This window comes from Thioalkalivibrio sp. ALgr1 (assembly GCF_000378285.1).
Classification (GTDB): Bacteria; Pseudomonadota; Gammaproteobacteria; order Ectothiorhodospirales; family Ectothiorhodospiraceae; genus Thioalkalivibrio.
The window spans coordinates 69,471-95,301 of the sequence record NZ_KB905134.1; the positions used below are offsets into that span (position 1 = coordinate 69,471).

Below are 25,831 nucleotides of genomic sequence, written 5' to 3' on the forward strand. Positions count from 1 at the left end.
AGAGACGTTAGTCCTGCGGGTCAATCGCGGGGACAGGCCGGTCCTCGTCCCGCCAGTCGAACAGGATATGCAGGATCGGTTCGACCGCGGGGGGGTATTCCGTCAGGGGGCCGGGAACCAGGAGACCGCGGTGCGAGGCCTCCAGGATCTCGGGTTCGGGGTGTCCCTCCAGTGACAGGGAATCGATCGGCACGACCCCGTCTCCCAGTCCTTCGCTGGTGTCCTCCCACCACTCTTCGATGCGCGCGGGCAAGTCCTCGATGCCGAACTGCTCGCTCAGGGATCGCAGGCTGGCCTCCATCGCCGGGGTCGGCTCGGGTACCACGCCGCCGATGATTCGCACGGGAATGTCCTCTGGCCAGGGGCGCTGATTCAGGTCCGCCAGAAACTCGCTGTCGGGCCGCAGATCGATCTTGGCCGCGCCCGTGCCGTCGCGAAGACCGGCGAAAAGCGAAAAGCGTTGCTCACGTATGTCGGCCAGCCATTCGCGCACCTCGAGCCAGACGCGCAGGCGTGCCCAGTCGGAGCCCTGGTTCGGGGTGGCGACCAGGATTACGCCGGCAATGGGTGGCCCTTCGGCCCGCGGAGCCTCGTCGACGGGGTGTCGCCAGCGGGTGACAAAGTCGCGGATCACCAGGCCGCCCATGCTGTGGCCCACCAGAATCACGGGCTGTTCGGCCTCCAGCGTCTCCCAGTACTCGGCCAGGAGGTCGGCGCTGTGATCAATCGCCTGATCGTTCGGGTAGCGAAACTCCCAGCCATTGATGCCGGCCGTGTCGAGGGCGGACGCCAGCGTGTCCCAGATATCGCCGGGCTCGTCGAGCCCGTGCAGCATTACGACTTCGGGGCGGGTGCTGTCGTCGAATACCGTGGATCGCGGGACAAAGCCGCGAAGCTCGTCGGGTAGTTCCATGACCTCCGGAAACCACTCGTGCAGGCGGTCCTGGACCTCCACACGCAACTCGCGCTCCTGCTCCGGGTGCTGCTCCGTCCATGTGACCCAGGCGATGAACGCGAGTAGCGGCAAGCCGAACAGGACGGCGGCAGCGTACAGGCGCTTGCGGGCGGGTCTTTGGCGGCGCGGTCTGTGGGTCATATCACTCAAGGAAACACTGATTAATGTACACGCTCGCGCTCGAGTCGCTTTTGCGTGCGAACAAGGCGCGGTGACCGCCGTGCAGTCATTCTGCACAAGGGAGCCGCAACGCCGTGCGCGCGCCCGTTTTTGATAACAACGAGCGGCCGAGCCCCTTCGTTTATTGAGTTGTGGGGTTGGTACCCCAGGTTCCCCGATCCTGCGTTGCGCCGCTTGCGGGTAGTACCTCTACCCGCTGCACGATGCGCCTTGCCTCGGCAAACCTGGGGTACCAACGCGAGTGTGTCCATTAGTCAGTGTTTCCTTAACAATTGAGCATGCGCGGGTGGATCGCAAGCCTGGCGCGGTGCTGGATGTGACAAGCGGGGCACGGGGTATGCGAGGCGTGATGTGTATCATGCCCCGTATGATTCTGTCGGAGTGTCCGCATGCGTAATTCGCCGCTCTTGTTGTTGCTGTTTCTGCCGTTTTTTCTCTCGGCCTGTGCCGGACTGGATGTCCGCGACTTCGGTTTGAACGGCGAGGGGAGTGGTGGTGACCGGGCGGAAGAGGCGGTCCGCGAGGCCCTTCGAGTCGGCACCGAACGAACCGTGGAACGGACGGGGCAGGAAGACGGCTACTGGGGCAACCAGGCCATACGGATCGGTCTGCCGCAGGAGTTGCGGCAGGCCGGGGATGTGCTGCGCAGCGCTGGCATGGGCAGCCAGGTGGATGATCTCGAGCGGCGCATGAACCGGGCCGCCGAGGCGGCCGCACGGGAGGCGGCCCCGGTGTTTGTGAGTGCGATTCGGGGCATGCAGCCGTCCGACGTGCACGCGGTACTGCGCGGTGATGACGATGCCGCGACCCAGTACCTGCGCGGTGCGTCCGAGTCGGATCTGCGCGAGCGCTATGCGCCCGTGGTGCGCGAGCATATGGAGGGTGCCGGGGTGTACCGGGTGTACCAGCCGCTGCGCGATGCAGCCAGCCGTATCCCCGGCCTGGCCGATCTGGATGTGGACCTGGATCGCTATGTGACCGACCACGCACTGGATGGTCTGTTTACCATTCTGGCGGACGAGGAACGTCGCATTCGCGAGGATCCGGCCGCGCGCACGACGCAGCTCCTGCGGGAGTACTTCGGGTCAAGCTAACCCAGGCGCCGAGCGCAAACGGCCGGGCCCCGTGGCATTGCGCCTCGGGGCTTTTTTGTGGGTGAAGGGCCTTGCCGGCGTTGAACGAGGCGGCCCCAGGGAGTGAGTCGGAGCGACACGGGTCGGGGCGATGCATGTGTCTGAATGACCCACCTCTGGATGTGATTGGGACCCGTCCGATCACTGCATCCAGGTGCGGAAACCGCCTGGCGGCGCGGCATGCGGCATTCAGGCCATGTTGGCACGGAGGCTGCATCGCTACGGGTCAGACGGCGCGTTCATTGCGACGGGCTAACGCAATCCAACCAATCTGAAGAAGCAGGAGGCGCAGAATGGGACACAAGACCGGTGCAACTTATTCGATCGCCCTGGCTCTCGGGCTCGCATTGGGTGGTGCGGGCACAGTGGCAGCGGATGATCCGCATGTGTTCGAGCAGGAATGGACCGATGATCCCGAAATGTCCGCCGAGGACGTCAGTGAAAGCGATCTGGAAAGCTTTCTGGCGGCTGCGGATGCGGCCCAGGACATCCGCGCGGAATACGCAGATGACATCGCGGAAGCAGAAGGCGAGGGGGCCCAGGAGCTGCGCGACGAGGCCAACGACGAGATGGTCGCCGCAATCGAGGATGAAGGGCTGACCGTCAAGGAATACCAGGAGATTGCTTACCTGATCGACAACGACAGCGATCTTGGTGAGCAATTCGCCGAGGTGGCGGGGGACTCGTAGCCTCCACCAGCACTACGCCTGCTATCTCCCAGGACCCCGGTGGGCGAACCGCCCACCGGGGTTTTCTACGCCCGGGCGCCGCTCGGCGTCGGCGGGTGGTCCGGGTCAACCTCCTCGATCAGCAGAAGGGACGGGATTTCGTCCGCGGTCAGGGGCCGGGCGAAGTAAAACCCCTGGATGCGGTCGAACCCGAGTTCCTCGCTCAGGCCGATCTGGTCCCGGGTCTCGATGCCCTCGGCAACGGTCTTCAGCCCGAGCGATCCGGCCAGCAGTGCGATGCCTCGTGCGAGGTCTTCGGCCGAGGGGTCGTGGCCGAGGCTGGATACAAGCTGGCGGTCGAGCTTCAGCGTATCGATCGGAAACCGATTGAGATAGGCGAGGGACGAATACCCGGTGCCGAAGTCGTCGATGGCGAGCTGTACCCCCAGGTGCTTCAGCGCCTCGAGGGCGGGTTCGGCGTCCTCGAGCGCGAGCACGGTCTCGGTGAGTTCGATGGTCAGGAGTTCGGGTGGCAGGTGGTGGCGCTTGAGCGCGGATGCGACGTCGTACGCGAGTTCGGGGCGAATGAAGTCGCGGGCGGAGAGATTGATCGCGGTGTACCAGGGTTCGCGGCCATGGACCTGCGCAAGGGTCTTCCACTCCTCGGTCTGTCGGCAGGCCTCGGCGATCACCTGCGCGCCGATGTCGTGTATTAGCGAGGAGTCCTCCGCCACGTCGAGAAAGTCCGCCGGCGTCAGCTCGCCGTGTGCCGGGTGCTGCCAGCGGATCAGCGCCTCGACCCCGACGAATCGATGCTGGCGGATCGAGTAGATCGGCTGGTAGCGCAGAAAGAACTCGTTGTGTTTCAGGCCCCGGCGGATATCGAATTCCTGACGCATGCGCCGCAGTTCCTCGGTGACCGGATGCAGCGCGGGAATGACCAGCCAGGCCATCAATTGCCCGATCCCGACGAAGAAGGCGGTGCGCGTCAGCCAGCGTTCGGTCTCCTGTGCGGTGGCGGCGGCGACGTCCACATAGGTCAGGGGCCCGGCCAGTACGCCGGCCACCAGTGCCACGACGAGGGCGGCGCCGGGCCCAAAGCGCGCGGCGGCAAACAGGATTGGCACGTAGTAGAAGTGCGGCACGATGCTGTCGGCGCCACCCGCCAGGTACGGGATCAACCAGGAGAGCAGCAGGCCTGCGACGATGATCAGTGTCGCGGAGACAAAGGACATCCCGACCCAGGCGCGGAGCGTGGTTCGGGCCAGGTAGTCGGAATACCGGGTGTTGCCTGCCAGGGGTTGTGCCGACTCGAACCTGGACATCGCGAGGCATCCTTTGGCCTTCCTGGCCGGCATTGCGCCCTGTCGGGGCAGGACAAGTATGGCGGCGCGGTCGCGGTTCCTCAGCGATATGCACCCAGGTCGTTACACGCAGTTGTAAGTGGTTGTTCTGGTAGTGTAGTTCATAGGAACAGGAAAGAGACGCCCGGGCCGGTCAGCGATCGGTCCGGGCGTCCTGGTTTGAGACCTCGGGGAAGCGGCGCCGGGTGGGAGTCCCGCCGCCGCGGCCGTCAGCGTGGCCTAGTCGCAGGCGGAACGCTCGGCGGGCAGGTTGCCGCGCACGCAGGCGCTGATCTCGGGTGGGCTCTCGTTGCTGCGCATACGTACGAAGAGGCCATCGATTTCGCCAGCGGCGTTGGTCGGGTAATGGTCGCCCATGTGCATGCCGGCCCCGTGCAGGACCCAGTAGTTGAGCATGTTCGCCTCGCCATGGGGCTGTTCCAGGTAGACCAGGGTGGCGCCGTGGGCCATCTCGGTCACGATCAGCCGCCGGATCCGCTCGCCGGCCTCGAATTCGACATAACCGAGCGCATGACTGCTGACATCGCCGCCGCGCATGCCCTGCATCTCGGGTGTGTGATTGGTCTGGATCAGCCGGAAGCGACCGTGGGGCTGGCCGTCCTGCATCTCGCCGTCGAAGCGCATAACCATCTTCATGCTGCTGTCCATGGCGGAGGCGGCGTACAGCCGCCGCGCCTCCTCGATGCTGGAGACGGCCGCCGGCTCCATGGCCTGGTGGTTCTGGTACCAGGTCATCCAGAAACTGACGGGCCCGTTGTCGACCGTATCCGGGCAGGCGCCGTCGGCGTGCAGTTCGAAGCGGTCAAAGCCCAAGTCTACCGAGCCGCGTCCCTTGTTGGTGACCAGGGCGCGGGTAAAGATAACCTCGGACGGCGCTTCGAGGTTGGCCATGATGCGGTAGCGATCGTCCCAGGCGCACTGCGTGGCACTGCGACCCGGCAAGGCCTGACGGCTGATCTGCCGCGCCTCGCGCGATCCACGTTCGCTGCGATAGGCGTCCAGCAGCGCCCGGGTGCCGGGTTCCAGCAGGCCCGTGTCGACCGCCTGGATATTGCGGTCGAATTGGCGGTCGGCGCCCGGCGTGGCGTGGGCGAGCGAGGTCGTCAGGCCCAGGCTCAGGATCGCGCCCATGGCGAGCATGCGGGCAGGCGTCAGGTGGATTCGCATCAGTGGGTTCTCCGTGGGTTTATTGCCATTGCAGGTCCATGCGTTGCTGCATGCGGTGCCATTCGGCGGTGATGATGTCGCCCGCCACGCGATGGGCGGCGTCCATGCGCGGGCGTGCCTCGGGGTAGAGGAGCATCACGGCCTCGCTGGCGCGGGCGAAGTCGCGCCGGGTGCGGTAGTGCACCATGGTGTGTACCAGCAGGCTGTCGAGGTCGTTGAACGAACGGTCGGCGGACTGGCGGTAGCGCACCATGCGCTCCGGGGTCAGTTCGAGTTGACGGTGGGTTTGCGAGAGCCCGTCGAACAGGGCGAAGAACCCCATGCCCAGCTCGGCGCCCTGGCGCAGGGCGTGATCGCCCAGCTGACGTTGCAGCAGCTCCCCGGCGCCGAACAGCCCGGCATCGTGGTCACGGGCCAGCAAGCCAAAGACGCTGGCGGCAGAGCCGGACGATGCGCTGCGGGGCTGGGCCAGTTCGCGCATCTGCTGGTCAAGCCGGTGGTGGCCGGCGTCCAGCAGGAGTTCCAGCGCCGGGGCGGTGTCGTGGTCCAGGGCTCCGAGTACGCTGCGGCGTTGGCCTTGTGGGAGGCGCTCCAGTTCGCGGAGTACCCCGGCGATGTCCCGCGAGCCGATCTGCAGGCGTTCCAGCTCGCCGCGCACGGCGGCCTCCGGGTCCTCCAGCACCTGCGCAAGCCGCCGGACCTGATGGCCGGCGTGTTCGCCCACCAGTCCACGGCTCCCCAGCTCGCCCAGGATGGCGGTGGCCTGCTCAAGGCCCCCGGCCGAGGTGCGGCCGGGTTCGGTGGCCGCGGCAAGGGCATGGCCGAAGTCCATCGCGGGTATGCCGGACGACCGGCTGGCCTGGTCGAGCATGCCGCCCAGACGATTCGACTGCTGCGCACCATAGGCCATCGCCGCCGTTTGCAGCAGGCGTCCGGCCAGCCCGGAGATGTCGCGCGAGGACTCGCCCAGTGCCTCGTCGACCCACCCGGCCAGCTCTCCGGAGGCGGTATAAGGCGAGAGGTAGAAGCCGGTGTTGTGCGGCAGGGGGGCGGGGGTGACCGCAGACAGGGCTTGTGCGGGCAGCAGCGCAGTCAGCCCGAACAGGCTGAGGCCGGCCAGGGGCCCGAGTCTCGCGAACAAGCCGAACATGCGCGCTGGCATGGGGCGTTTCCCTCCCTGTCGGGTGGTCGCAGCCATTCGGATCCGTTCCGGAATGTTTGCCGCCGATCGCTCGGGATCGCCACCCAAAGGAAAGACTAGGCGAGAGAACCCTCGCGGTCAATGAGGGAATGAAGGGGGGATGGCGGGGCTTCGATGGTCAGGAGCGGCCCGTTGCCCGGATGGATTTGCCTTCCGGGTGTGCGAGGCCTCTCGCAGGCCGGGTCATGTGCGCGGGATCGAGGAGACGGATTCGACGACGTGGCTGGCGCCTTCGCGAATCTCGGCCATGATCTGCTGTACCGACAGGACCTGTTGGCGCCCTTGCTCGGCCACCTGGTTCACGGTGTCGATGCGCTCTGCGATCGCCTGGGTGCTTTGCAGGTTGCCATGAATGACCTCGGCGATCTGACTGGTGGCGTCGCGGGTATCGGACGCGAGCTTGCGGACCTCCTGTGCCACCACGGCAAAGCCGCGCCCTTGCTCTCCGGCACGCGCGGCTTCGATAGCGGCATTGAGGGACAGCATCTTGGTGGTTTCCGCCACGCTGCGGATGGTCTCGATGATCGACTCGATACTGCGCGCCTCGGCATTGAGTCGATCGATCGCCGATTTGGTTTCGGCCACATGCTGGCGGATCTGTTCGGAGTTGGTCGCATTGGCCTCCAGCGAGGCCTCTCCGCGTTGCGCGCCATCCGCGGTTTTCTGGGCCATTTCGCAGGCGATGGCGGAGGCCTCCCGGGTGCGCTCGGCCATGTGCACGCTGGCGGTGATGTCCGTGGCGAACTTGATGACCTTCACGGTATGACCCTGGTCATCGAGAATCGGGTTGTAGGTGGCCTCCAGCCAGATCTCCTCGCCGGAGGACTTGAAACGGCGGAATTTGCCGCTCATGAAGCGCCCGCGGGCGAGGTCTTGCCAGAAATTCGGGTTCTCGCGGTAGAAGGCGTCGTCGCAGAACATCCGGTGGTGCTGGCCCTGAATGTGTTCGAGCGGGTAACCGACGGCCTGCAGGAAGTTGTCGTTGGCCTTGAGGATGGTGCCGTCCGGCGTGAACTCGATGACCGCCTGGGAACGATCCAGCGCCTCGAATACGGCTGCCTGGTCGTGGAGCGTCTCCATCTTGCCGGTCACATTCGATGCGATCTTGACGACCTTGTACACGTCGCCCTGGGCATCGCGTACCGGAAAGTAGGTGGCTTCCAGCCAGATGGTCTCGCCAGCCCGCGTGACCCTGGGGAAGGTGCCGGCGTGGGACTCGCCCGTAGCCAGCTGCCGCCAGAATTGGCGGTATTCCATGGAGCGAACGTAGTCCGGGTCGCAGAACATCCGGTGGTGCTGGCCGATCACATCCTCGCGGGGATGACCGACAGTCTCGAGGAAGTGCGAGTTGGCGTCGAGCACCGTACCGTTCGGCGCAAATTCGATATAGGCGACGGCATCGCGGACGGCCGCGAGTATGGCCGTAGCGTCGTCGCTGGAAACCGCAAGGGGCGCCCCCTGGGTGGGGAACCGGGTGGCATTTGCACACATGGGTACGTCCTGAGCGGTTGATTGATGATGCCCTATTGAACTTCATGTACACGCATTGTACAAGAACTATACACAAAGGGTTTTCGAGGGTGCAGAAATGGAAAAGAAGAACAAGACGACATTGCCGGTGTTGCGAGCGAGCGCATGGGTAGTGCCGCTTCTGGTGGTGTCTGTACTGCTGTTGGCGGGTTGTGCCGCTACTTTCCCGGAGCCCGATGAGGGCCGGGCTTTCGCCGACGGAATGACGGCCCAGGAACTGTTCGACCGGACCATGGCCGCGCACGGAGGGGATCTTCGCGAGTACGACGGGGACCTGAACCAGGCTACGGACGGCGAGTGGGGGCGAATGGTTCAGCGTGTGCAGCCGCTGGTGGCGGATGGTGGCTACCGTGGCCAGGGCGAGGAGCGCTACCGCCCGGCGGACGAGTTGTACGCAGTCCATTACACGGGGCCGGAGGGCACCAAGACGGTGATCCGCCAGCGTGACGAGATTCGCGTGTACTACGACGGCGAGCGGAGCGAGGACGAGGACCGGATTCGTGCCACCGCGATGACGACCGATGCCGGCAAGCTGTTCCACTACGGACCGACCTTCGTGAAACACCGCGCGACCTCAATGACGCGGCTGGCGGATCGCCGCGAGGGCGGCGTGGACTACCGTCGCGTGCTGGCGACCATCCAGCCGGGCTTTGGCAAGGCGGACGAGGATCAGGTGGTGATGTGGATCCACCCCGAAACCGATCGGCTCTATCGGGTGCATATCACCCTGACCGGCTTCGAGCCGACCCGGAATGCCCATGTCGATACGACCTTCCTGGAGTACGAGGAGGTCGGCCCGTATACGCTGCCATCGCGTTTCGAAGAACGCGTGCTTGGGCCGATTCGGCTGTTCGTTCACGAATGGTGGGTGACCAGTCGTGACCAGGACCGTGGCTGGACCGATGACGATGTCCGGGGGCCGGAGTTCTCTGGCGCGGCGGCCCGACCCGCAGGGGAGTAGGCGCGCCGGCCCCCTGATTACTGGAGCAGCCGCAGGAAGGTCTGGGGTAGCGCGTTGGCCTGAACGAGCACGGCGAGCCCGGCCTGTTGCAGGATCTGGGCGCGCACCAGGCGGCTGACCTCGGCCGCGTAATCGGCGTCCAGAATGCGGCTGCGGGCCGCCGCCAGGTTGTCGCTGGTGATGCCCAGGTTGGTGATGGTCGACTCGAAGCGGTTCTGGATGGCCCCGAACTGGCTGCGCCGCGCGTTGACCGCATCCAGCGCGGCATCCACACGTGACAGGGCGTCGCTGGCCCCCTGGCGCGAGGTCAGGTCGATATCGTTCAGGCTCCCCCCGGGCTCGGTGGTGGCCGGCAGCCCGAGCGTGGCGAGGGCGGTCTCCCCCGAGATCGTCAGGGTCTCGCGGGCGATCAGGTTGAGCCGGCCGTCGTCGGTCAGGATCGCGCGGCCGGTTGATCCGAGGGCGCGGTCGATCGCGGTCGCCAGTTCCTGGGGGGAGCGATAGGGTCCCGCAGGGATCTCCACTGGGTCGCGCTCGCCCACACGGATGGAGAAATCCTGATCCACCTCCAGCGGATTGCCGGCGAAGGCGGCCTCCAGTTCGCCGGACCAGGCACTGGCAATGTCGCCCACGAAGCGGTTGCGCATGCTGTTGCCGAGGTCGATGGCGAGGGTCTGCCCGGCGTTGGCGCCGATCTGGAAGAACGCGGTGCCCATGGACCCGTCCAGCAGCGAACGGCCGTTAAAGGTTGTCTGGGTCGCGATGCGGTCGTTCTCGGCCAGGAGCTGGCGAACCTCGCGGTCGATGGCGCCGCGGTCCGAGGCCGACAGGGTGGCATTGGCCGCCTGTATCGCCAGCTCGCGGATACGTTGCAGGTTGCCGGTCATGGAGCCCAGGGCGCCCTCGGCGGTCTGGGCCAGCGAGATGCCGTCCTGCGCGTTGCGCATGGCCTGGTTCAGGCCGCGGATCTGGGTTGTGAAGCGTTCGGAGATGGCCAGCCCGGCGGCGTCGTCGCGCGCCGAGTTGATGCGCTGGCCTGAAGACAGGCGCTGGAAGGCCGTCTGCAGGGCGGCCTGCGACTGGCGCAGGTGGCGCTGGGCATTGAGCGACAGGAGGTTGGTGGCAACACTCAACACCTGGGCCATGTTGTCGGGTCTCGCACGCCACAAGGGCGATCCGGCGAAGGGCCGGATTCCGCAGCCGGAATTTCCCGTCTACATTCGCTTAACGGCGGGGTTTGAGGAAACTTTAGGCTTGCAAGGCCACGAAACGATGTACGGCGTGCACATCGGCGCGTGTTTGCTTAGGCTGCGCCGATTGGACTGGATTGGAGAGGGGCATGGCCGATACGCAACCCGAGCGCAGGCAGTCGCTGTTCTGGCGCGCGCTGATCGCGATCCTGCTCGGGGTCGGGCTGGGGATCGTCTGGCTTTATGTCACCGCCCTGCTGGGGCTCGGCGGCGGGATCGACTTTATGCCCGTACCGCTGGCCCGGACCTTTGAGTGGGGTACGCCGCTTTTGCTGGTCGGTGGTGCTGTCGGTTATGTGCTGGGCTGGCGGCGGGTGGCGGCTACGCTGTTCGGGCTGGCGGGGATGCTGTTGCTGGCGGCCCTGGCCTTCGAGGGTGCTCGCGTGATCCTGCAGGACCCCGAGGCGCGCAGCTACGAGCACCAGATGGCACAAACGGCCAGGGAAGGTGCACTGCAGATCGCCGAGTGCGATAACGGCGAGACGTTACTGGTGCGCGAGGACCGGGTGACCTCGGAGGGGATCGCGGTACTGCAGATCCAGCGCATCCATGCCGATGGGCGCCTGGATCCGGAGCTTCTGGCGACCACGGGCGTGGGTTACACGCCGAGCATTGGCGAGGGCATGCGACCGTATCTGGAAGGCTCGGTCGAATGCGGTCTGGAAGGCTTTTCCAGTGCTGGCGAGGCGCTTGGCCGGCTGGAGGCGTTTATTCAGGAACACCCGCCGCGGCACTCCAGTGCCGTGGCGCCGGTGGAGCCGGAGTAGCTGCATCGGCATTGGGCTGGCGAACGCGGCAGGTCCAGTAGATGCCGTGGAATTCGAGCATGGCGGCTTCGCCCTTGGTCCAGAAGACGATCTGCTCGCCGGGGTTGGCGTAGCGTGCCCCGGAGGCGACCTCGGTCGCCTGTAATACGGCCTTGGAACGGCCAAAGCGCAGCTCGGCCTCATTGTCGCTGAAGCTCGCCATCAGGTTCGGCCCACGATCGCAGCTGTAGGGCACATCGCGCGCCTGTTCGGCGGTCGGGGGCAGGGTGCCGCAGGCGGCGAGTACCAGCGTGGCGCTGATGGCAATCCAGGTTCTCACGCGCCGGTTCTCCCGCGGGTCGAATGGACTTTTCATCATACGCGTAACGGGCTGTCGCACGTGAAGGAACACTGTGACTCCGGGTTCGAACCGTTATAGTGAGAGCCCGGCCCCGTCAGGCGATTACGCTTTGTTTCCTCGCTGGTTTCTGGTTGCCTACCTGCTGTTTGTCTGCGTCCTGGTACCGGTCTATGCGGTCCAGTATGGCTGGCTCAATTTCCTCTGGCTGTCCAATCTCGCGCTGATCGCCGGGTGCGCGGCGGCGTGGCTGGAGAGCCGGCGCCTGGCGAGCATGCTGGCGGTGGGCGTGGTCCTGCTCGAGATGGGGTGGGTGATCGATTTCTTGCTGGGGCTTGTGCTGCTGGGGAACCCGCCCTTCGGCTTTGTCGCCTACATGTTCGATCCGGAGGTTCCGCTCTACCTGCGGCTGTTCTCCCTGTACCACCTGCCGCTTCCGTTGGTGCTGTTGTGGATGGTCTGGCGCCTGGGATACGACCCGGTGGCGGGGCGTTTGTGGATCCTGGTGGGCTGGGCCGTCTTGCTGGTGTCGTACCTGCTGTCGACGCCCGAGGCGAACGTGAACTGGGTTCTAGGGCCCTGGGCCCGTCCGCAGGACCTGGTCCATCCCTATGTGTGGCTGGCGGTCTTGATGGCCGGCTGCGCCCTGGTCTGGTGGTTGAGCCATCGCATGCTTTGGTGGGGCATGGGTCGCTTTGGGCGTGTTCATCCGGATCAGGAGGATACGCGCGATTGATCTGACGCAGTGGGCCTCTGCGCGGGACAGGCGATACTCTCCCGATAACGTTTTCTCGAGGATGTCGCACGCATGACGCTTTTCTGGGTGGCCCTGGTGCCGTTTGTGGTGCTGTTTGTCTGGCTGGTCCCGTTGCGCAGGCCGGCCTACGAGGCCGCGCCACTGGCCTATCTGGCGACACTGGTTATTGCCCTGTGGGTCTGGCAGATGCCGGGGGCCGTGCTGGGCGCGAGCCTGCTGGATGCGGGCGTGGTGTTTGTCGAGGTCATGCTGATTGTGGCCGTCGCGCTGCTGGTGCTGAACGTGATGATCGCAACCGGCCACATGGATGCGATCCAGTCGGTGATCGCCAGCGTGTCGCGCGATCCGCGCGTGCTGGCGATGTTGCTGGGCTGGGGTCTGGTCGGGTTCGTGGAGGGTATCGCCGGGTTCGGGACTCCAGCCGTGCTGGCGGCACCCCTGCTCGTCTATTTCGGCATGAAGCCGCTGAAGGCCGTGGCGATCGCGCTGATCGGCAACAGTACCGCGGTGCCGTTTGGCGCGGCGGGTACGCCGGTGGTGATCGGCTTCGCGGGGCTGGGACTGGACGATGCGGTGGTGCAGGAGGCGGTGGTGCGCACGGCGTTCATCCTCGCGCTGCTGGCCGTGTTCATCACCATTTTCATGACCTGGGTTGCCACGCTGGGGGACGAGAAGGGGCGTTTTCGCGAGTTTGTGCCATTCGCGGTGCTCTCCGCGCTCGCGTTCGGTATTCCGTACGCCCTGGTCGCCTGGCTGATCGGGCCGGAGTTGCCCTCGATTGTCGGTGGCGTCGTCGCGATGGTCGTCATCTCACTGGCCGCGCACAAAGGTTTTCTGCTGCCATCGAGCCCGCAACACACCGAGACCGAACCCGCCCCGATCAAGCGGGTACTCGTGGCGTTTGTGCCGTTCGCCGTGATGTCGGTGGCCTTGATTGCCTCGCGCACGGTGATGCCGCTGCGCGAGGCCCTGCAATCGGTGCGCTGGTCCCTGGGCGAGTTTCAGGGGGTGGAACTGGGGCAGAGCCTGGCCCCGCTGTACACGCCGTATTTCTACTTTGCCCTGGCGCTGCTGACTGCACTGATCCTTTTTCGCGTCGGGCGCGCCACGCTGGGCGAGGCCGTGGTGGCTACTGGACGCAAGCTGCGGGTAGCCGCGATCGTGCTGATCTTCATCATCGCGCTCACCCAGATCCTGCTGATGTCCGAGCTCAACGCGGCGGGGCTCCCCTCGATGCCGCAGGTACTGGGGCAGAGCCTCGCCGGGTGGTTGGGGGGCACGTTCGTGCTGTTCAGCGGATTTCTGGGGGCGCTGGGGTCGTTCATGACCGGAAGTGCCACGGTCTCCAATCTGCTCTTTGCCCGCCTGCAGGCCGACACCGCGGAAGCAGTGGCATTGTCGCTGCCGTCGATTCTCGCCTTGCAGCTGATCGGCTCAGGCGTGGGCAACATGATCTCGTTGCACAACATCGCAATGGCGGCCGCGGCCTGCGGCCTCCAGGCGCGCGAAGGGCAGGTGGTACGGGAGACGATTGTTCCCGTGGTGGTGGTCTGTCTCGGGGCCGGCTTGCTGGCGCTCGTCTGGTGAAGCTCCGGCCCCCTGGGAAACCGAGAAAGCTCAGGGTCACCAGCACGATTACGACAAAGCCGACGAGCCAGATGATGTGGGTCATCATGAGTAGATGGCCTGACTGGCTGGGTGGGCACACCAGTGAGTCACACGCGGGGGTGGAACGTCTGTGCGTCGCCGAACAGACGCCAGCCAGGTGGTCTGCTTACGCTCGGGTGTTGATTGGCAATGTCGCCGATCAGCGACTGGAGGAGGACGGGGAATGAACTGGGACATCGTTAAAGGAAACTGGAAGCAGTTCAAGGGGAAGGTCAAGGCGCGCTGGGGGAAGCTGACGGACGACGAACTCGACGCCGTGGCTGGCAAGCGGGAAGAGTTGGCAGGCCGCATTCAGGAACGCTATGGCGTGACGAAGGACGAAGCGGAGCAGCAGCTGGCAGAGTTCGAGAAGAAGATCGACCGGGACGAACACTGAGCGAAGCGGCCCGCTGGCGACGCCCCGGGACTGATGCGTTCCGGGACTAGTACTGTGGCGTCGTCGGTTCATCGAGGAGGCGGGCGTATTCTCGAGATACGACCCCGTAGCACTCGCAGCTGTGCTGCTCGAGCCCCGGGCGGTCGAGAATGACCAGGCGACCTCGGTGGTAGGTGATCAAGCCCGACTTTTGTAACCGCCCGGCGGCCTCGGTGACGCCTTCTCGGCGAACCCCCAGCATGCTCGCGATGAGTTCATGGGTCATTTTGAGTTCGCGATGTGGTGAGCGATCGTCGCTCAGCAACAGCCAGCGGCAGAGCTGCTGCTCCACCGAGTGGTGTCGATTGCAGGCGGAGGTCTGTGCGATTTGCGTGAACAAGGCCTGCGTGTAGCGAAGCATCAGGCGTTGCAGTTCGCCTGTGCGCGAGAAGGCCTCGCTGAGGATGGCGCTGCGGATTCGATAGGCGTGCCCGGCCATGCGTACCGAGGCCCGGGTGGGGGTCGTGTAGCCGCCCATCAACAGCGAGATCCCGACCAGTCCCTCCCGTCCGGCCACCGCGATCTCGCCACACTTGCCGTCTTCCATTACACACATCAAGGCGATGATGGCTTCGGTGGGGAAGTAGACGTAGTGGGTCTCCGACGGGCCCTCGTAAAGGCTGGTGCCCAGTGGCAACAGGACCGGATTCAGGTGTGGCTGGAGATGCTTGTATTCACTGTCCGGCAGGGCCGCGAGCAGTCCATTGTCGAGGGGCGTTCGCCCGGTCGGTCGGGTTAAGGGCACCGGTGCGTCCGTTTGTTGGTCGGGAGCGTTCGAAGGTCGGAAAGATTCGGATAATTAATAGTTTAAGGATAGTCCTTCGCGGTGGGCCAAACCCCGTATCCCCGACTGAAATCTTCCAGACTGGCGGACCATTTTCGCGTTAAGGCAGTTGGCGTAGCGACGCCCAACGTTCTGCACTGGCCAGGCCGGCGTAGCGGAAGACCGAGCCCGAGGGAAGAGCAATCCCTCGGGCCGGGTAGTGCGAGCCCTAGTCGCGTTCGTACTCGGGCGCTTCCTTCAGGGTGTCTTCATTCATATCGATGTACAGCTTGACCTCGTCGCCTTCGGTCGTGCGGTCGATCCGGTCCCAGGCGATTGCGATGTCCTTCTCGCCCATACCCAGGACGCCGCCGGTGCCGATTACGACGGCGATGATCCGGCCGTCCTGATCGATGACGAGGTCGTTGATCTCGCCGACTTCTTCATCGTCGGTCCGGCTGTGGATCTTCTTGTCCATCAGGTCGGAGGCATGCAGTCCTTGCGCCGGCATGCGGTCAATATGGGGGGCATCATGGCGCTCGTCGGCATCACGCTCTTCCATTGCGTTGCGGTCATTGCCGTTCATCTCCTGTTCGCCCGCCATGGGGGTGCTCATGCCAAAGGCGAGAACGGGGATCATCGCGGCGGCGAGTTTGAGTGAGGTGAGTTTCTTCATGGTTCCGCTCCTTGAAGGGGCCGGCGTTAACGCCGGCGGTCAGTGTCAAGCTCATCGTTCGGGCACTCGACCCGCACGATGTATACGCGTCCCCGATCATGTGGCTGGCTGCAATGTCGGTCTGTACGGCGGCCCACAAATCGAGGCAATAGCGGCCAGGAGTGCGATGAACGCTGGTTTGTCGCCAGGATGATTCGTGACTGGCCCGACCAGACGCGGTGTGACCCGCAGGTTGTTTCGCCGACGGGGTGCTAGGCTCAGCAGAAGGGCCGGCACGCAAGCGCCAGTCGATCCGAGGGATGCCGATGACGCTCGTCCAGAACCGTGGCTTTCGCAGCCAAGGCTTGCGGCTTGGCTTCGGGGGGCTGTTGTGGCTGTTCCTCTCCGTCCCCGTCTGCGCCAGCCCGCCGCCTTCGTCTCACGCCGGGGTCTTGCTGCAGGACAGTGATATCCAGGCTCGCCAGGCCCCCTGGCGGTTATCGGGGTCCGGTGGACCGGAGGAACGGTGGGGCAGGGAATTGTTTCCGGCCCAGGCGGCCCGGAATTCGTCGGACCGGGCGGATGATCAGAGCGCCAGCCGCGGTGGGGTCAACCGGGACAGACCAAACCTGCCGCGCCGGCAGGCGGTACGCGTCGCAGTCGACCACGCATGGTGGTACCGGATTGCGCTGATCGCAGGCGCTACCTTGCTCCTGGTTAGCCTGCTCCTGCTGCATTACGTGCGGGTCAGTCGCCGTTTGCGTCAGGAGGCCGCTCTGCGCAAGGAGGTCGAGGCAACACTGCGCCAGCAGCAGGAGGAATTGGTGCGTCTGGCCAATACGGACGCCTTGACCGGGGTTTGGAACCGCCAGAAGTTCAAGACCGAGGCGGAACACGAGGTGGCTCGTGCGGAGCGTTACAACCTGCCGCTTTCGTTGATTTTTCTCGATCTCGACTACTTCAAGGAGGTCAACGATCGCTACGGTCACGCGATGGGGGATGCCATCCTGCGGGAGATGTGCCAGCGGTTGCAGGCGTGCCTGCGCGACTCGGACCGTCTCGGCCGGTGGGGCGGCGAGGAGTTCCTGATCCTCGTGCCGCACGCCGACTCGGACCGTGCAGCGTTGCTGGCGGAAAAACTCCGCCAGGCCATTGCGGACCCACCGGCGGCCCATGGCCAGCCGATGTCGATCAGCCTGGGGGTGGTGTCTCGCGAACCCGGAGATTCCCTGGAAGATCTCGTGCGCAAGGCCGATGCGGCGCTCTATCGCGCCAAGGCGCGTGGCCGAAATCGTGTCGAGGTCCACCGCGCGGAGGGCCCCCCAGACGCTTTGTGAGTCAGGTGGCCGTTAGTGGCTCCACGCGTAGCTCCACGCGGCGGTTCAGGGCGCGCCCATGTGACGTTTCATTCTCGGCGATGGGGCGGTCCGGTCCGTAGCCGATCGCAATGATGCGCGCCTCTCCGACGCCATTGTCGTGCAGGTGACGACCGACCGATAGGGCCCGTTGTTCCGACAGGTGCTGGTTGTAACCGCGTGCGCCCGCAGAGTCGGTATGTCCGGCGATCGTCACCAGGCTGGCGTCGTACTCCTCGAGCACCTGCCCCAGGGCATCGAGGGTGGGTATCATGTCCGGGTGAATCTCCGCGCTGTTGGTCTCGAAGGCCTTGGCGCCCGGAAATATCAGGGTGATGATTCGCCCCTCGCGTTCCATTTGCACATCGTATCCCGAAAGCTCCTGGCGCAACCGTGCGGTCAGCACGTCCATATAGAAGCCCACCCGATCCAGGGCGACGGATTCGTGCCCCTCGTCCAGCAGGTGCTGACGACGTGCGTTGACGGCGTCGTCATCGCGCGCCAGATAAACCGCGTTCCGGCTCGTCCCGTAAGCATCGTCCTGATGGGGGGTATCCCGGGCTTGTTCGCCGTTGGCGGCTGCATCTGGTGAACGTTCTCCCTGAGTGGGCATGGCGTTACACCCGGTCAACAACAGTGCCGCGACGATGGCGGCAAGTGTGTTGTGGCGAATAATGGCGTTCACTTCGAGTCCCCGGCTTGTTGGCACCAATCACGGAATGCGCGCGCCGAGAGGGGGCGGCTGAAGCGATAGCCTTGCCCGAATCCGACCCCTTGCTGGCGCAGCCACTCGACCTGATGCCCGGACTCGATGCCTTCGGCGACGATGTTCAGCTTCAGCGAGCGTGCCATCACGATGATATGGCTAATGATGTTGCTGGTCACCGCTTCGTGGCCAATGGCATCGGCAAATGTTTTGTCAATCTTGAGGGTGTCCAGTTCGAAGCTCTCGAGATAGGCCAGGCTGGAGTAGCCGGTGCCAAAATCGTCAATCGCGATGCGATGGCCGCGCGCGCGCAAATCCTGGATTCTCCTGCGAACGTCATCCGTGTTGAGCAGCGAGCGCTCGGTGATCTCGAGCTTGATTGCGTGGGCCGGAACCTTGGCCTGTTCAAGCTCGCGCTGGAGGGCTTCGCTAAAGCGGGTGGAGGCCAGATCCTGTCCGGTGATGTTCAGGTTGATCGGGCAATCCGGCCGGTCGCGGAGCTGTGGCCCCAGCTCGTGGAGGACACAGCGCAGGATCGCGAGGGTCAAGTCGGTCCCCTGTTCGGTATCTTCGGCCAGAGGCACGAAGACATCCGGGCCAATAGTTTCCCGGTTATCGCGCCGCCAACGCGCCAGGGCCTCGGCACCCTGACAGCTGCCTGTTTCCAGGTCGACGATGGGCTGGAACACCACCTGCAGCTGGTCATGCGCAATCGCCTCGCGCAGCTCCTGAGCCAGGCTGAGCTGGTGGCGGAAGTACCGCAGGATCAGAAACAGCCACAAACCAACGAGTAACAGGCCAAAGGCCCCGGCCCCGGCCAGCGTGGGGAGGTAGCGCTGCCAGAATTGCGCCATCGGCTGCACGGCGATGATGTCGATCGGCAGGATGGTATCGAGCGACGAGCGGCTGACCAGCCGTTGTTCGGCGTGATCCACCGTGAGCCCGGGTTCGAATAACTCGGGATCCGGGACATCGGCCCCCGGGGGATGGGTGATCATGGGCATGGATTCGACCCAGAGCCCGACTTCCTGGTCCTCCAGCAGGCCTGGGTTTACCAGCAGGCGCGGGTCGATGGCCACGTCGTGCTGGCCATAGCGCATCAGGAAGAGCTCTACGCCGCCGATCGCCGTCGTGGGGCCGGGCCACCAGGCCACCAGTCCGCTGTCGTAGATGCGGCTGGCCTGGGGGGGAGTGAGGGCATCGCCCTGGACAAAACCGGCGCCGCATTCGCGTTCCACTGCCCGCCAGTAACCGACGGCGCGAATATGCGGCCGCGAAATCGCGGCTTCCTGCAACTGGTTCAGGTGCTGCGGCGAGCAGGGGGTCACATCGAGGGCATTGAGCTCGTCGAGCAGGTCGCGCGCGTCGAGGATCGCCTGCTCGGTTTGCTGGCCGAGCTTTTGTGCGAGTTCGTCCAGACGCTGTTCCTCCGCGACCACGGACCCTTGCCAGAGATACCAGCCCAGGAGAAACAGCGGCAGCAGGAGCCCCAGGACGGTTACGCCAAAGACGGCAAACAGCAGCTTGTCGCGCCGTGTAGCCATGGCGTTCCATCCTCCGTAAGTCCCGAATAGACGGGATTTCAAGAGTGTAGCATGGGGTTATTGGGATCCTGCCGCATCCGGGAGGATGGTGAGAAGGATGGCCACACCGTGAGGAATCACGATGAACGAAAAGGTCACTGTGAGGGAAAAATCAGGGTCATCACTGAGCCAGCACGAAGGGGTGTCGGTGGCCTGCGACTGTTGCTCCTGCGAGGCGGAGCCCTACTGGTGGGGGGTTGCCGCGGAAATGGGGATCGATCCGCAGTCGGACAAGCCGGACCGGGCGGCAAGTGCCGCCCGGCCGGGAGGTGATTACTCGACCTCGACGGAGCCTTCGGCACCGCCTTCAGCGCCGGCTTCCGCTCCGCCGTCGTCGCCTTCGGCTGCACCGTCAGCACCGGCCCCGGCACCTGCGTCGGCACCCATGCCGCCACGGGCATCGTCGTCCTGACGGACGTCACCGCTGGCGCCGGCATCGCCGCTCGCGCCAGCACCACCCTCGGCACCCGGGGCCTGGCCTTCGGCCGCCGCACCGCCGGCGGTCCCGCCACTGGCTTCGCCGCCCATTTCGGAGCCGCCGGCGGCTCCACCGCTGGCTTCGGCACCGGTCTCGGCAGCACCTTCGGCTGCCGCACCCAGGTTTTGCGCCTGTGCGGTGGCGAGACCACCCAGGGCGAACATCGAGGCCAGGGCAAAGGCAATTGCAGTCTTGCGATAGCTATACATCAGTACAACCTCCTGTTTCGGATTGAGGAACGGTCATTCCGTGCCTCGCGACCGACCGATCGGCCATCGGCTCGTGTCGGTCTGCGTGTACAGGTCTAGCTCCCCCGGGCAGGGGGACGAAAGGGAATGGACGGGAAGGTGCGAACGCCTTCACTGCGCCGAGGGGAGGAATCGAACCTCGGTCAAACTATTTCCCGGTATGGTCAGTCGGTCGCGCTGGATTCGCAATGGCCAACGGAGCCTGCCGCACAGATGCGCCCATCGATCCAGATGGCGCGGTCCAGCCGAGCCCCTTCCAGCCGGGCGTCGGTCAGATCGGCGCCGGAAAGGTCGGCGTGGCGCAGATCCGCATCTTCCAGGCGGGTGCTCCGGAGTCGAGCGCTCCGCAGGTCGGCACCAGTTAATTGGGCGCGTGAGAGATCGGCCCCGTCCAGGCGGGCTCGGTCGAGGTTTGCGTAGCGCAAATCGGCATCCGCGAGTTGCGCGCGCTCCAGCCGTGCGGCGCTCAGGCGGGTGTCATACAGGCTGGCACCGGCCAGGTCAGCTCCGCGCAGCGCAGCCCCGGACTTGTTGCAGTAGTTCCAGTTCACCGAGGGTCCGGGTGGCGCATCGCAATCCGGTGCCGGCGTGATTTCCTGTTGCTGTGCGAACCAGACCAGCAGGCCCGTGGCAAGGAAAAGCGCAACGCCAGACAGGATCCAGGGGCGCGGACCCTGTACCCATTGGCGCCAGGGAAATGGCGTACGGTCGAGCAGGGCGGCCCATAGCTGGCGATGGTTCAACGTCTCCAGGTTCTCGGGACAGCGGCGGTCGCCCTTGCGCTGGTCGCGGTAGAACGAATCCGAGGCATGCGAACGACGTTCCCGCAGGCGTTCGTCCTCGCGCAGCCGGGCGCGCTCGAGGCGTTCCTTGCCACCGGGGGTGTTGGCCAGACGCACTTCCTCGGGAATCAGGTGGGGCCGTTCGGCGATCCGTACCCAGAATTCCCGGTCCTGACTGATCTCGTCCTGTTCGGTCAGGCGCCCAAGGATGAGGAACCGGCCGATCTGGCGAGCCGGGTAGGGCCCGCAGACGCCATCCGGGCGGCGCAGAAACCAGCGCTCGTGGCGCACGGCCTCGGACGAGGAGGGGGGCGGGTCCGTCGCCTCGTGGGTTGTTTCCGATGGATCGGAAGGCTGCGTGGTCACTGGCGGGTCCCCTGATCACGCGTGACGGCGTCGCCGGGTCGCCAGTCCTTCAGGTGCTGGCGCAGCTCGGCGGCGCTTGGCTGGGCAGCCTCCAGGATCAGGTGAATGCGGTTGAAATGGAGCAGTTGCGCGCCACCGGTATCGGGTGCCAGATAAAGGTCCGGTTGTTCGCGCCGGATCATTTCGCGGATCAGCGATTTCTGCATGATGCTGAAGGTCTTGAACAGGAGGTCGGTCAGCCCGGGGAGTGGCTGGTTGGCGACGTTCCATGCGCCGGATACGTCGACCGCGATCACGATATCGACCTTGTCCCGGAGGAGGTCGTATGGCAATGGATTGGAGGCCCCGCCGTCGATCAGTAACCGGCCGTCGTCCGACGGTACGGGTGCGAACAGGCCGGGCACCGCCATGCTGCCCGCAATCGCCGGAAAGAGCTCACCTTCCTGGAGCGTGACCGTCTGGCTGGTCCAGTAGTCGGTCGCTACCACCGTCAGCGGGATGCGCAGTTCGTCGAAGCTGCGGGTCGGGGTGTGCGTTGCGAGAAAGCGCAGGAAGGTATCGGCGTCCAGCAGGGCGTTGCGGCCCAGGCGCAGGGGGATCAGTTCGAACAGCTCGAGATCGGATCGGGCCAGGCGCGAGAGGGCGTCCATCTCTGAACCGGCGAAGTCGTCAAAGATGTCGAGGATCTCCTCCGCGCTGAGGCCGGCGGCATACAGGCCGCCGATGATCGCGCCAATACTGGTCCCCGCGATATAGTCCGGCTGCAGGCCGAGCTCATCGAAGGCCTGCAGTATCGCGATGTGGGCCAGACCACCCGCACCGCCGGAGCCCAGGGCCAGACCAATGGTGGGACGCGTATCGCTCGTTGGTTCCGCGTCGCCGGCATTCGCCGGCATGGCCACCCACGTCAGCAGCAGCGTCAGGGCCAGCAGCAGGAGCGGGCCAGGATGCGTCTTCGAGATGCGACGCTGGAGGGGCTTGATCGCGAACACGCGGATGCTCCGGCAGATACTGTTCGCAGTATAGCGGTCGGTGTCGCATGGCGCGGCTTGCTACCCTGAATGTCCTGCACATCCACCCGCATGGCAGATGAATCCGCAACCAACCCCCAATCTCGGTGTGTCGCAGTGTTTGCTCGGCGAACCCGTGCGCTACGACGGTGGACATCGGCGGGAGGCCTTTGTGGTCGAACGGCTGGCACGCCATGTCACCTGGGTACCCGTCTGTCCGGAGGCGGTGCTGGGCACGCCGCGCGAGCCGATGCACCTGGTTCGTGAAGGCGGACGTCTGGCGCTGCGCGGGAACGAAACGGGTGGGGACTGCACAGGCCCCGTCCAGGACTTTGTTCAAGACCGTGTGCCAGTCCTCGCGGCGGCCGGACTGGATGGCTACATATTCAAGGCACGATCACCCAGTTGCGGGCTGCAGGTTCGGGTGGCGAACGAGGCCGAGCCCGCTGCGGGCCTGTTCGCCACCGCACTGACCGATGCGCTACCCGACCTGCCCGTCGTCGAGGAGGCCGGGCTGGCCGGTCCGGATGCTCGCGAGGCCTTTCTCGAGCGCATCTTTGCGCATGCGCGGGTTCGCGAGCTGTTTGCCGCGCGGTGGACCCTGGGAGACCTCATGCGTTTCCATACGCGCGAGAAGATGCTGCTGCTCGCCCATGACCGGGTCGGCTACGATCAGTTGGGGCGTTTTGTTGCACAAGCCGCTGGGCAGCCGCGGGACGAGGTCGCGCCGGGATACACGCGGCGGTTTATGGGGGTGCTGGCAAGACCCGTGTCGGTCGGCCAACATGTGAATGTGCTGCAGCATATGGCCGGGCACTTTCGCGATCGCCTGGACCCATCCCGCTCGACGGCCCTGCATGAAGCGATCGACGCCTGCCGCCGCGGCGAGTGTCCGCCACGGCATGTCTACGCGCGAATCCGTGCCCTGGCAGAAGAGCTGGATGTCCAGTGGGTGCGCGAGCAAAGCATCCTCAACCCGTTTCCCCAGGAACTCCTGACCGAAGACATTCATGACTGACGTCGCTGCAACCCCGATCATCGTTCGCCTGGCCCCGGAGATTCATCTGAAGTCGCCCAGCACCCGGCGCCATTTCACGCGGGTCCTGCGGCGGAACCTCAAGCGGGCTCTGATCGGCATCCCGCATGATCTGCGTACCCAGCAGGGCCGGCTGGTGCTCTATACACCGAAGCCCGAGGCGGGCCAGTCGATCCTGCGCAAGGCCTTCGGGGTCAGCACCTTTTCGCCGGTCGAGGCGGTGCTCAAAGAGGTCTCGGTGGAACGCCTTTGCGAGGTCGTGGGCGCCCGTTTCACGGAGGCGGTGCGCGGGCGCCGGTATGCCGTTCGCTGCAAGCGCCATGGCCGCAAGGATATCTCGGCGACCGAGGTCGAGCGCCGGGTGGGTGCGGTCCTGGATGGGCCCGGTCGCGTCGACCTGGACAACCCCGAGGTCGTCGTCCGGATCGATCTCGACCGCGAACAGGCCTGGATTTACTCCAGGCGCGAGCAGGGGGGTGGGGGATTGCCCCTGGGCGTGCAGGGGCGCGCCATGGTCCTGATCTCGGGCGGGTTCGATTCGGCAGTGGCGGCCTGGTACATCATGCGCCGCGGGACCGCCGTGGATTTCGTATTCTGCAACGTTGGTGGGTCCGTGCACGAGGAGATGGTGCTCGCGGTCTGTCGCCGTCTGGTCAGCGACTGGGGCGCGGGCATTCGCCCCAGGATGTTCAGTGTCGACTTTTCCGGCGTGGTCGACGACCTGCGCGCGAAGGTGCCCGGCGATGCCTGGCAGATCGTGCTGAAACGGCTGATGTATCGGGCCGCCGAGCCGATCGCGCGTGAGCGTGGCGCGGAGGCGCTGGTGACCGGCGAGGCGCTCAGTCAGGTCTCGTCTCAGACCCTGTCCAACCTGGAAACCATCGATGCGGTAACCGATCTGCCTGTATTGCGGCCACTGATCGGCTTCGACAAGACCGAGATCATGAACCGTGCGCGCGCGATCGGCACGTTCGAGGTGTGCGAGAAGGTCCCCGAGTTTTGCGCAATCGCGAATCAGCGGCCGATGGTGACCAGCAAGCGCGCACACATCGAAAGGCTGGAAGCCGCGCTCAGTGACGGCTGCCTGGACCGCGCCGTTGCCGAGGCCCGGATGCATGACCTGGGGGCGCCGGCCCCATCCGCGGATCGCACGAGCCCGCTTCTGGTCGAGCATATCCCCGCGGCGGCGGAGATCATCGATTGTCAGCCGCCCGATCTGTATCGGCACTGGCACCTGCCGGGCGCGGTGAATCACCCGGCCGATGAACTCGTGGCGTGCTTCGAGCAGTTCCCGCGCGACCGCGCGTACGTGCTCTACTGTTTTCGTGGTACGCAGTCCGCGGTACTGGCCGAGCGCATGCGTGCTGCGGGCTATGATGCGCGGGCCTTCGCGGGCGATGTGAGCAGGCTTCGCCGGCAGTGGGACAGGCAGCCCGTGACTGAGGTGGATGCCTGAGCGCTCTCGTCAGTGGTCTGTTGGAGTGACGAGGACACGCCCGCGGATCTGACCGGCCAGCAGCGCCTCCGCGCGCTCCGGGAGCTGTGACAGGCCGATCTCTTCCGCCAGGCACCGCTTGAGCGTCTCCGGCGAGAGGAGGCGGCCGATCCGTTGCCAGACCCGTTCGCGGTCGGTCGCGGGATATTGCACAGAATCGATGCCCTGCAGCCGAATGCCGCGCAGCAGGAACGGGATGACTGTGGTCGTCAGCCCCGCCCCGCCCGCGAGTCCGCAGGCGGCGACGATGCCGCGGGCCTGGGTCTCGGCGAGTGCATGGGCCAGGGTATCGCCACCCACGCTGTCGATCACGCCCGCCCAGCGTTCGGAAAGCAGCGGGCGGTCGGGCCGCTCGGCAAGCTCGCCTCGGGGCACGATCGACCGGGCGCCCAGGGCCTCCAGGTGCCTGGCGTTTTCCGGCCGGCCGGTGGCGGCCACAACGCGATAGCCCAGCGCGGCAAGGAGTGCGATCGCCAGATTGCCCACGCCGCCGGACGCGCCCGTGACCAGGATCTCTCCGGTCCCGGGGGTGATCTCGCCGTGTTCCAGGGCCTCGATCGCCAGCATGGCGGTAAACCCGGCCGTGCCCACGATCATCGCGCCACGCGCATCCAGCGTGTCCGGCATCGGGGTCAGCCAGTCCCCGTGGACCCGGGCGTATTCCGCGAAGCCGCCCCAGTAGCGTTCGCCGACGTGCCAGCCGGTCAGCAGGACGTGATCCCCGGGTCGGTAGCGGGCATCGCTGGATTCCGTCACGGTGCCCGCCAGGTCGATGCCCGGCACATGGGGATATTCCCGCACCAGGCGACCCAGTCCGTTGAGGATCATTGCGTCCTTGTAGTTCAGCCCCGAGTGTTCAACGGCGACCAGTACTTCCCCTGCCGGGAGGTCGGCCGGGTTCAGGGTGGATACCTCGGCGATCGGTCGAGGATCGCCCTCTTGCAGCAGCAATGCGTTGAATGTGTCGTTTGGGGCCATGGGGGGGGAACGTAATCGAGGTT

The 25,831-nt window shown here is 65.5% G+C and carries 25 protein-coding genes; 10 read left to right on the forward strand and 15 right to left on the reverse strand.

The window, feature by feature from the left end; genetic code table 11:
- Window positions 1–7: 7 nt before the first annotated feature.
- Window positions 8–1,096, reverse strand: coding sequence for a lecithin--cholesterol acyltransferase (locus F466_RS0108050; protein ID WP_018993826.1), 1,089 nt, complete (start codon window positions 1,094–1,096; stop codon window positions 8–10).
- A 428-nt stretch (window positions 1,097–1,524) separates the two neighbouring features.
- On the opposite strand from F466_RS0108050, the gene F466_RS0108055 reads away from it, so the two are divergent.
- Both F466_RS0108055 and F466_RS0108060 read left to right on the forward strand, forming a co-directional pair.
- Complete coding sequence (locus F466_RS0108055) at window positions 1,525–2,229, forward strand: DUF4197 domain-containing protein (protein ID WP_018139289.1); 705 nt, start codon at window positions 1,525–1,527, stop codon at window positions 2,227–2,229.
- 332 nt (window positions 2,230–2,561) lie between these two features.
- Window positions 2,562–2,957, forward strand: a complete 396-nt coding sequence (locus F466_RS0108060; protein ID WP_018139290.1) for a DUF4168 domain-containing protein — start codon at window positions 2,562–2,564, stop codon at window positions 2,955–2,957.
- A gap of 65 nt (window positions 2,958–3,022) precedes the next feature.
- Here the strand turns inward: F466_RS0108060 and F466_RS0108065 are convergent, their stop codons facing one another.
- From F466_RS0108065 to F466_RS0108080, 4 genes are all read right to left on the reverse strand, one after another.
- Complete coding sequence (locus F466_RS0108065) at window positions 3,023–4,261, reverse strand: bifunctional diguanylate cyclase/phosphodiesterase (protein WP_018139291.1); 1,239 nt, start codon at window positions 4,259–4,261, stop codon at window positions 3,023–3,025.
- A gap of 258 nt (window positions 4,262–4,519) precedes the next feature.
- Window positions 4,520–5,467, reverse strand: coding sequence for a hypothetical protein (locus F466_RS0108070; protein ID WP_018993827.1), 948 nt, complete (start codon window positions 5,465–5,467; stop codon window positions 4,520–4,522).
- Between the two features lie 19 nt (window positions 5,468–5,486).
- Complete coding sequence (locus F466_RS0108075) at window positions 5,487–6,629, reverse strand: hypothetical protein (protein ID WP_018993828.1); 1,143 nt, start codon at window positions 6,627–6,629, stop codon at window positions 5,487–5,489.
- Between the two features lie 222 nt (window positions 6,630–6,851).
- On the reverse strand, window positions 6,852–8,159 hold the full coding sequence (locus F466_RS0108080) for a PAS domain-containing methyl-accepting chemotaxis protein (RefSeq protein WP_018993829.1): 1,308 nt from the start codon (window positions 8,157–8,159) through the stop codon (window positions 6,852–6,854).
- Window positions 8,160–8,400: 241 nt separating this feature from the next.
- Here F466_RS0108080 and F466_RS0108085 point away from each other — a divergent pair, with 241 nt between their 5' ends.
- Window positions 8,401–9,159 carry a hypothetical protein gene (locus tag F466_RS0108085; protein WP_018139295.1) on the forward strand — a complete coding sequence of 253 codons (759 nt, stop codon included), beginning with the start codon at window positions 8,401–8,403 and terminating at the stop codon, window positions 9,157–9,159.
- 17 nt (window positions 9,160–9,176) lie between these two features.
- Here the strand turns inward: F466_RS0108085 and F466_RS0108090 are convergent, their stop codons facing one another.
- Window positions 9,177–10,304 carry a flagellin gene (locus tag F466_RS0108090; RefSeq protein ID WP_018649461.1) on the reverse strand — a complete coding sequence of 376 codons (1,128 nt, stop codon included), beginning with the start codon at window positions 10,302–10,304 and terminating at the stop codon, window positions 9,177–9,179.
- Between the two features lie 194 nt (window positions 10,305–10,498).
- Here F466_RS0108090 and F466_RS0108095 point away from each other — a divergent pair, with 194 nt between their 5' ends.
- Window positions 10,499–11,176, forward strand: coding sequence for a hypothetical protein (locus tag F466_RS0108095; RefSeq protein ID WP_018174197.1), 678 nt, complete (start codon window positions 10,499–10,501; stop codon window positions 11,174–11,176).
- On the opposite strand, the gene F466_RS0108100 is transcribed toward F466_RS0108095, so the two are convergent.
- Window positions 11,118–11,495, reverse strand: a complete 378-nt coding sequence (locus tag F466_RS0108100) for an MliC family protein (RefSeq protein WP_018993830.1) — start codon at window positions 11,493–11,495, stop codon at window positions 11,118–11,120. The two genes, F466_RS0108095 and F466_RS0108100, sit on opposite strands and share 59 nt — an antisense overlap.
- Before the next feature lie 130 nt (window positions 11,496–11,625).
- Between F466_RS0108100 and F466_RS0108105 the strand changes: the two genes are divergently transcribed.
- The 3 genes from F466_RS0108105 (at window position 11,626) to F466_RS0108115 (ending at window position 14,314) form a co-directional block, all read left to right on the forward strand.
- Complete coding sequence (locus F466_RS0108105; RefSeq protein WP_018139299.1) at window positions 11,626–12,249, forward strand: hypothetical protein; 624 nt, start codon at window positions 11,626–11,628, stop codon at window positions 12,247–12,249.
- Window positions 12,250–12,321: 72 nt separating this feature from the next.
- Window positions 12,322–13,857: an L-lactate permease gene (locus tag F466_RS0108110; RefSeq protein WP_018993831.1), complete on the forward strand. Its 1,536-nt coding sequence runs from the start codon at window positions 12,322–12,324 to the stop codon at window positions 13,855–13,857.
- Window positions 13,858–14,101: 244 nt separating this feature from the next.
- Window positions 14,102–14,314 (forward strand): CsbD family protein, encoded by a 213-nt coding sequence (locus F466_RS0108115; RefSeq protein ID WP_018139301.1) that lies wholly within the window; start codon window positions 14,102–14,104, stop codon window positions 14,312–14,314.
- Between the two features lie 46 nt (window positions 14,315–14,360).
- Here F466_RS0108115 and F466_RS0108120 read toward each other — a convergent pair whose 3' ends face one another.
- Window positions 14,361–15,098 (reverse strand): Crp/Fnr family transcriptional regulator, encoded by a 738-nt coding sequence (locus F466_RS0108120; RefSeq protein ID WP_018993832.1) that lies wholly within the window; start codon window positions 15,096–15,098, stop codon window positions 14,361–14,363.
- 247 nt (window positions 15,099–15,345) lie between these two features.
- On the reverse strand, window positions 15,346–15,792 hold the full coding sequence (locus F466_RS0108125) for a PRC-barrel domain-containing protein (RefSeq protein ID WP_018993833.1): 447 nt from the start codon (window positions 15,790–15,792) through the stop codon (window positions 15,346–15,348).
- A 518-nt stretch (window positions 15,793–16,310) separates the two neighbouring features.
- On the opposite strand from F466_RS0108125, the gene F466_RS0108130 reads away from it, so the two are divergent.
- On the forward strand, window positions 16,311–17,108 hold the full coding sequence (locus tag F466_RS0108130; RefSeq protein WP_018993834.1) for a GGDEF domain-containing protein: 798 nt from the start codon (window positions 16,311–16,313) through the stop codon (window positions 17,106–17,108).
- Between the two features lies 1 nt (window position 17,109).
- On the opposite strand, the gene F466_RS0108135 is transcribed toward F466_RS0108130, so the two are convergent.
- The 5 genes from F466_RS0108135 to F466_RS0108155 all read right to left on the reverse strand — a co-directional run bounded on the left by F466_RS0108135 (window position 17,110) and on the right by F466_RS0108155 (window position 22,281).
- Window positions 17,110–17,811 carry an OmpA family protein gene (locus F466_RS0108135; protein ID WP_018993835.1) on the reverse strand — a complete coding sequence of 234 codons (702 nt, stop codon included), beginning with the start codon at window positions 17,809–17,811 and terminating at the stop codon, window positions 17,110–17,112.
- Window positions 17,808–19,376, reverse strand: a complete 1,569-nt coding sequence (locus tag F466_RS0108140; protein ID WP_018139306.1) for an EAL domain-containing protein — start codon at window positions 19,374–19,376, stop codon at window positions 17,808–17,810. Before F466_RS0108140 ends, F466_RS0108135 begins: the two co-directional genes overlap by 4 nt.
- Window positions 19,377–19,688: 312 nt before the next feature.
- Window positions 19,689–20,102, reverse strand: coding sequence for a hypothetical protein (locus tag F466_RS0108145; RefSeq protein ID WP_018993836.1), 414 nt, complete (start codon window positions 20,100–20,102; stop codon window positions 19,689–19,691).
- 203 nt (window positions 20,103–20,305) lie between these two features.
- Entirely contained in the window at window positions 20,306–21,289 is a 984-nt protein-coding gene (locus F466_RS0108150) for a pentapeptide repeat-containing protein (RefSeq protein ID WP_018862896.1), read from the reverse strand.
- The gene (locus F466_RS0108155) at window positions 21,286–22,281 is read right to left on the reverse strand and encodes a patatin-like phospholipase family protein (protein ID WP_018993837.1); all 996 of its coding nucleotides are present in this window, start codon (window positions 22,279–22,281) and stop codon (window positions 21,286–21,288) included. Before F466_RS0108155 ends, F466_RS0108150 begins: the two co-directional genes overlap by 4 nt.
- Before the next feature lie 97 nt (window positions 22,282–22,378).
- On the opposite strand from F466_RS0108155, the gene F466_RS0108160 reads away from it, so the two are divergent.
- A complete protein-coding gene (locus F466_RS0108160; RefSeq protein ID WP_018862897.1) occupies window positions 22,379–23,317 on the forward strand; it encodes a DUF523 and DUF1722 domain-containing protein in 939 nt (312 codons plus the stop codon).
- The gene (gene thiI, locus F466_RS0108165) at window positions 23,310–24,791 is read left to right on the forward strand and encodes a tRNA uracil 4-sulfurtransferase ThiI (protein ID WP_018139311.1); all 1,482 of its coding nucleotides are present in this window, start codon (window positions 23,310–23,312) and stop codon (window positions 24,789–24,791) included. The genes F466_RS0108160 and thiI overlap by 8 nt, the downstream gene beginning before the upstream one ends.
- Window positions 24,792–24,800: 9 nt before the next feature.
- Here the strand turns inward: thiI and F466_RS0108170 are convergent, their stop codons facing one another.
- Window positions 24,801–25,808, reverse strand: a complete 1,008-nt coding sequence (locus tag F466_RS0108170) for an MDR family oxidoreductase (RefSeq protein WP_018993839.1) — start codon at window positions 25,806–25,808, stop codon at window positions 24,801–24,803.
- Between the last annotated feature and the right edge of the window lie 23 nt (window positions 25,809–25,831).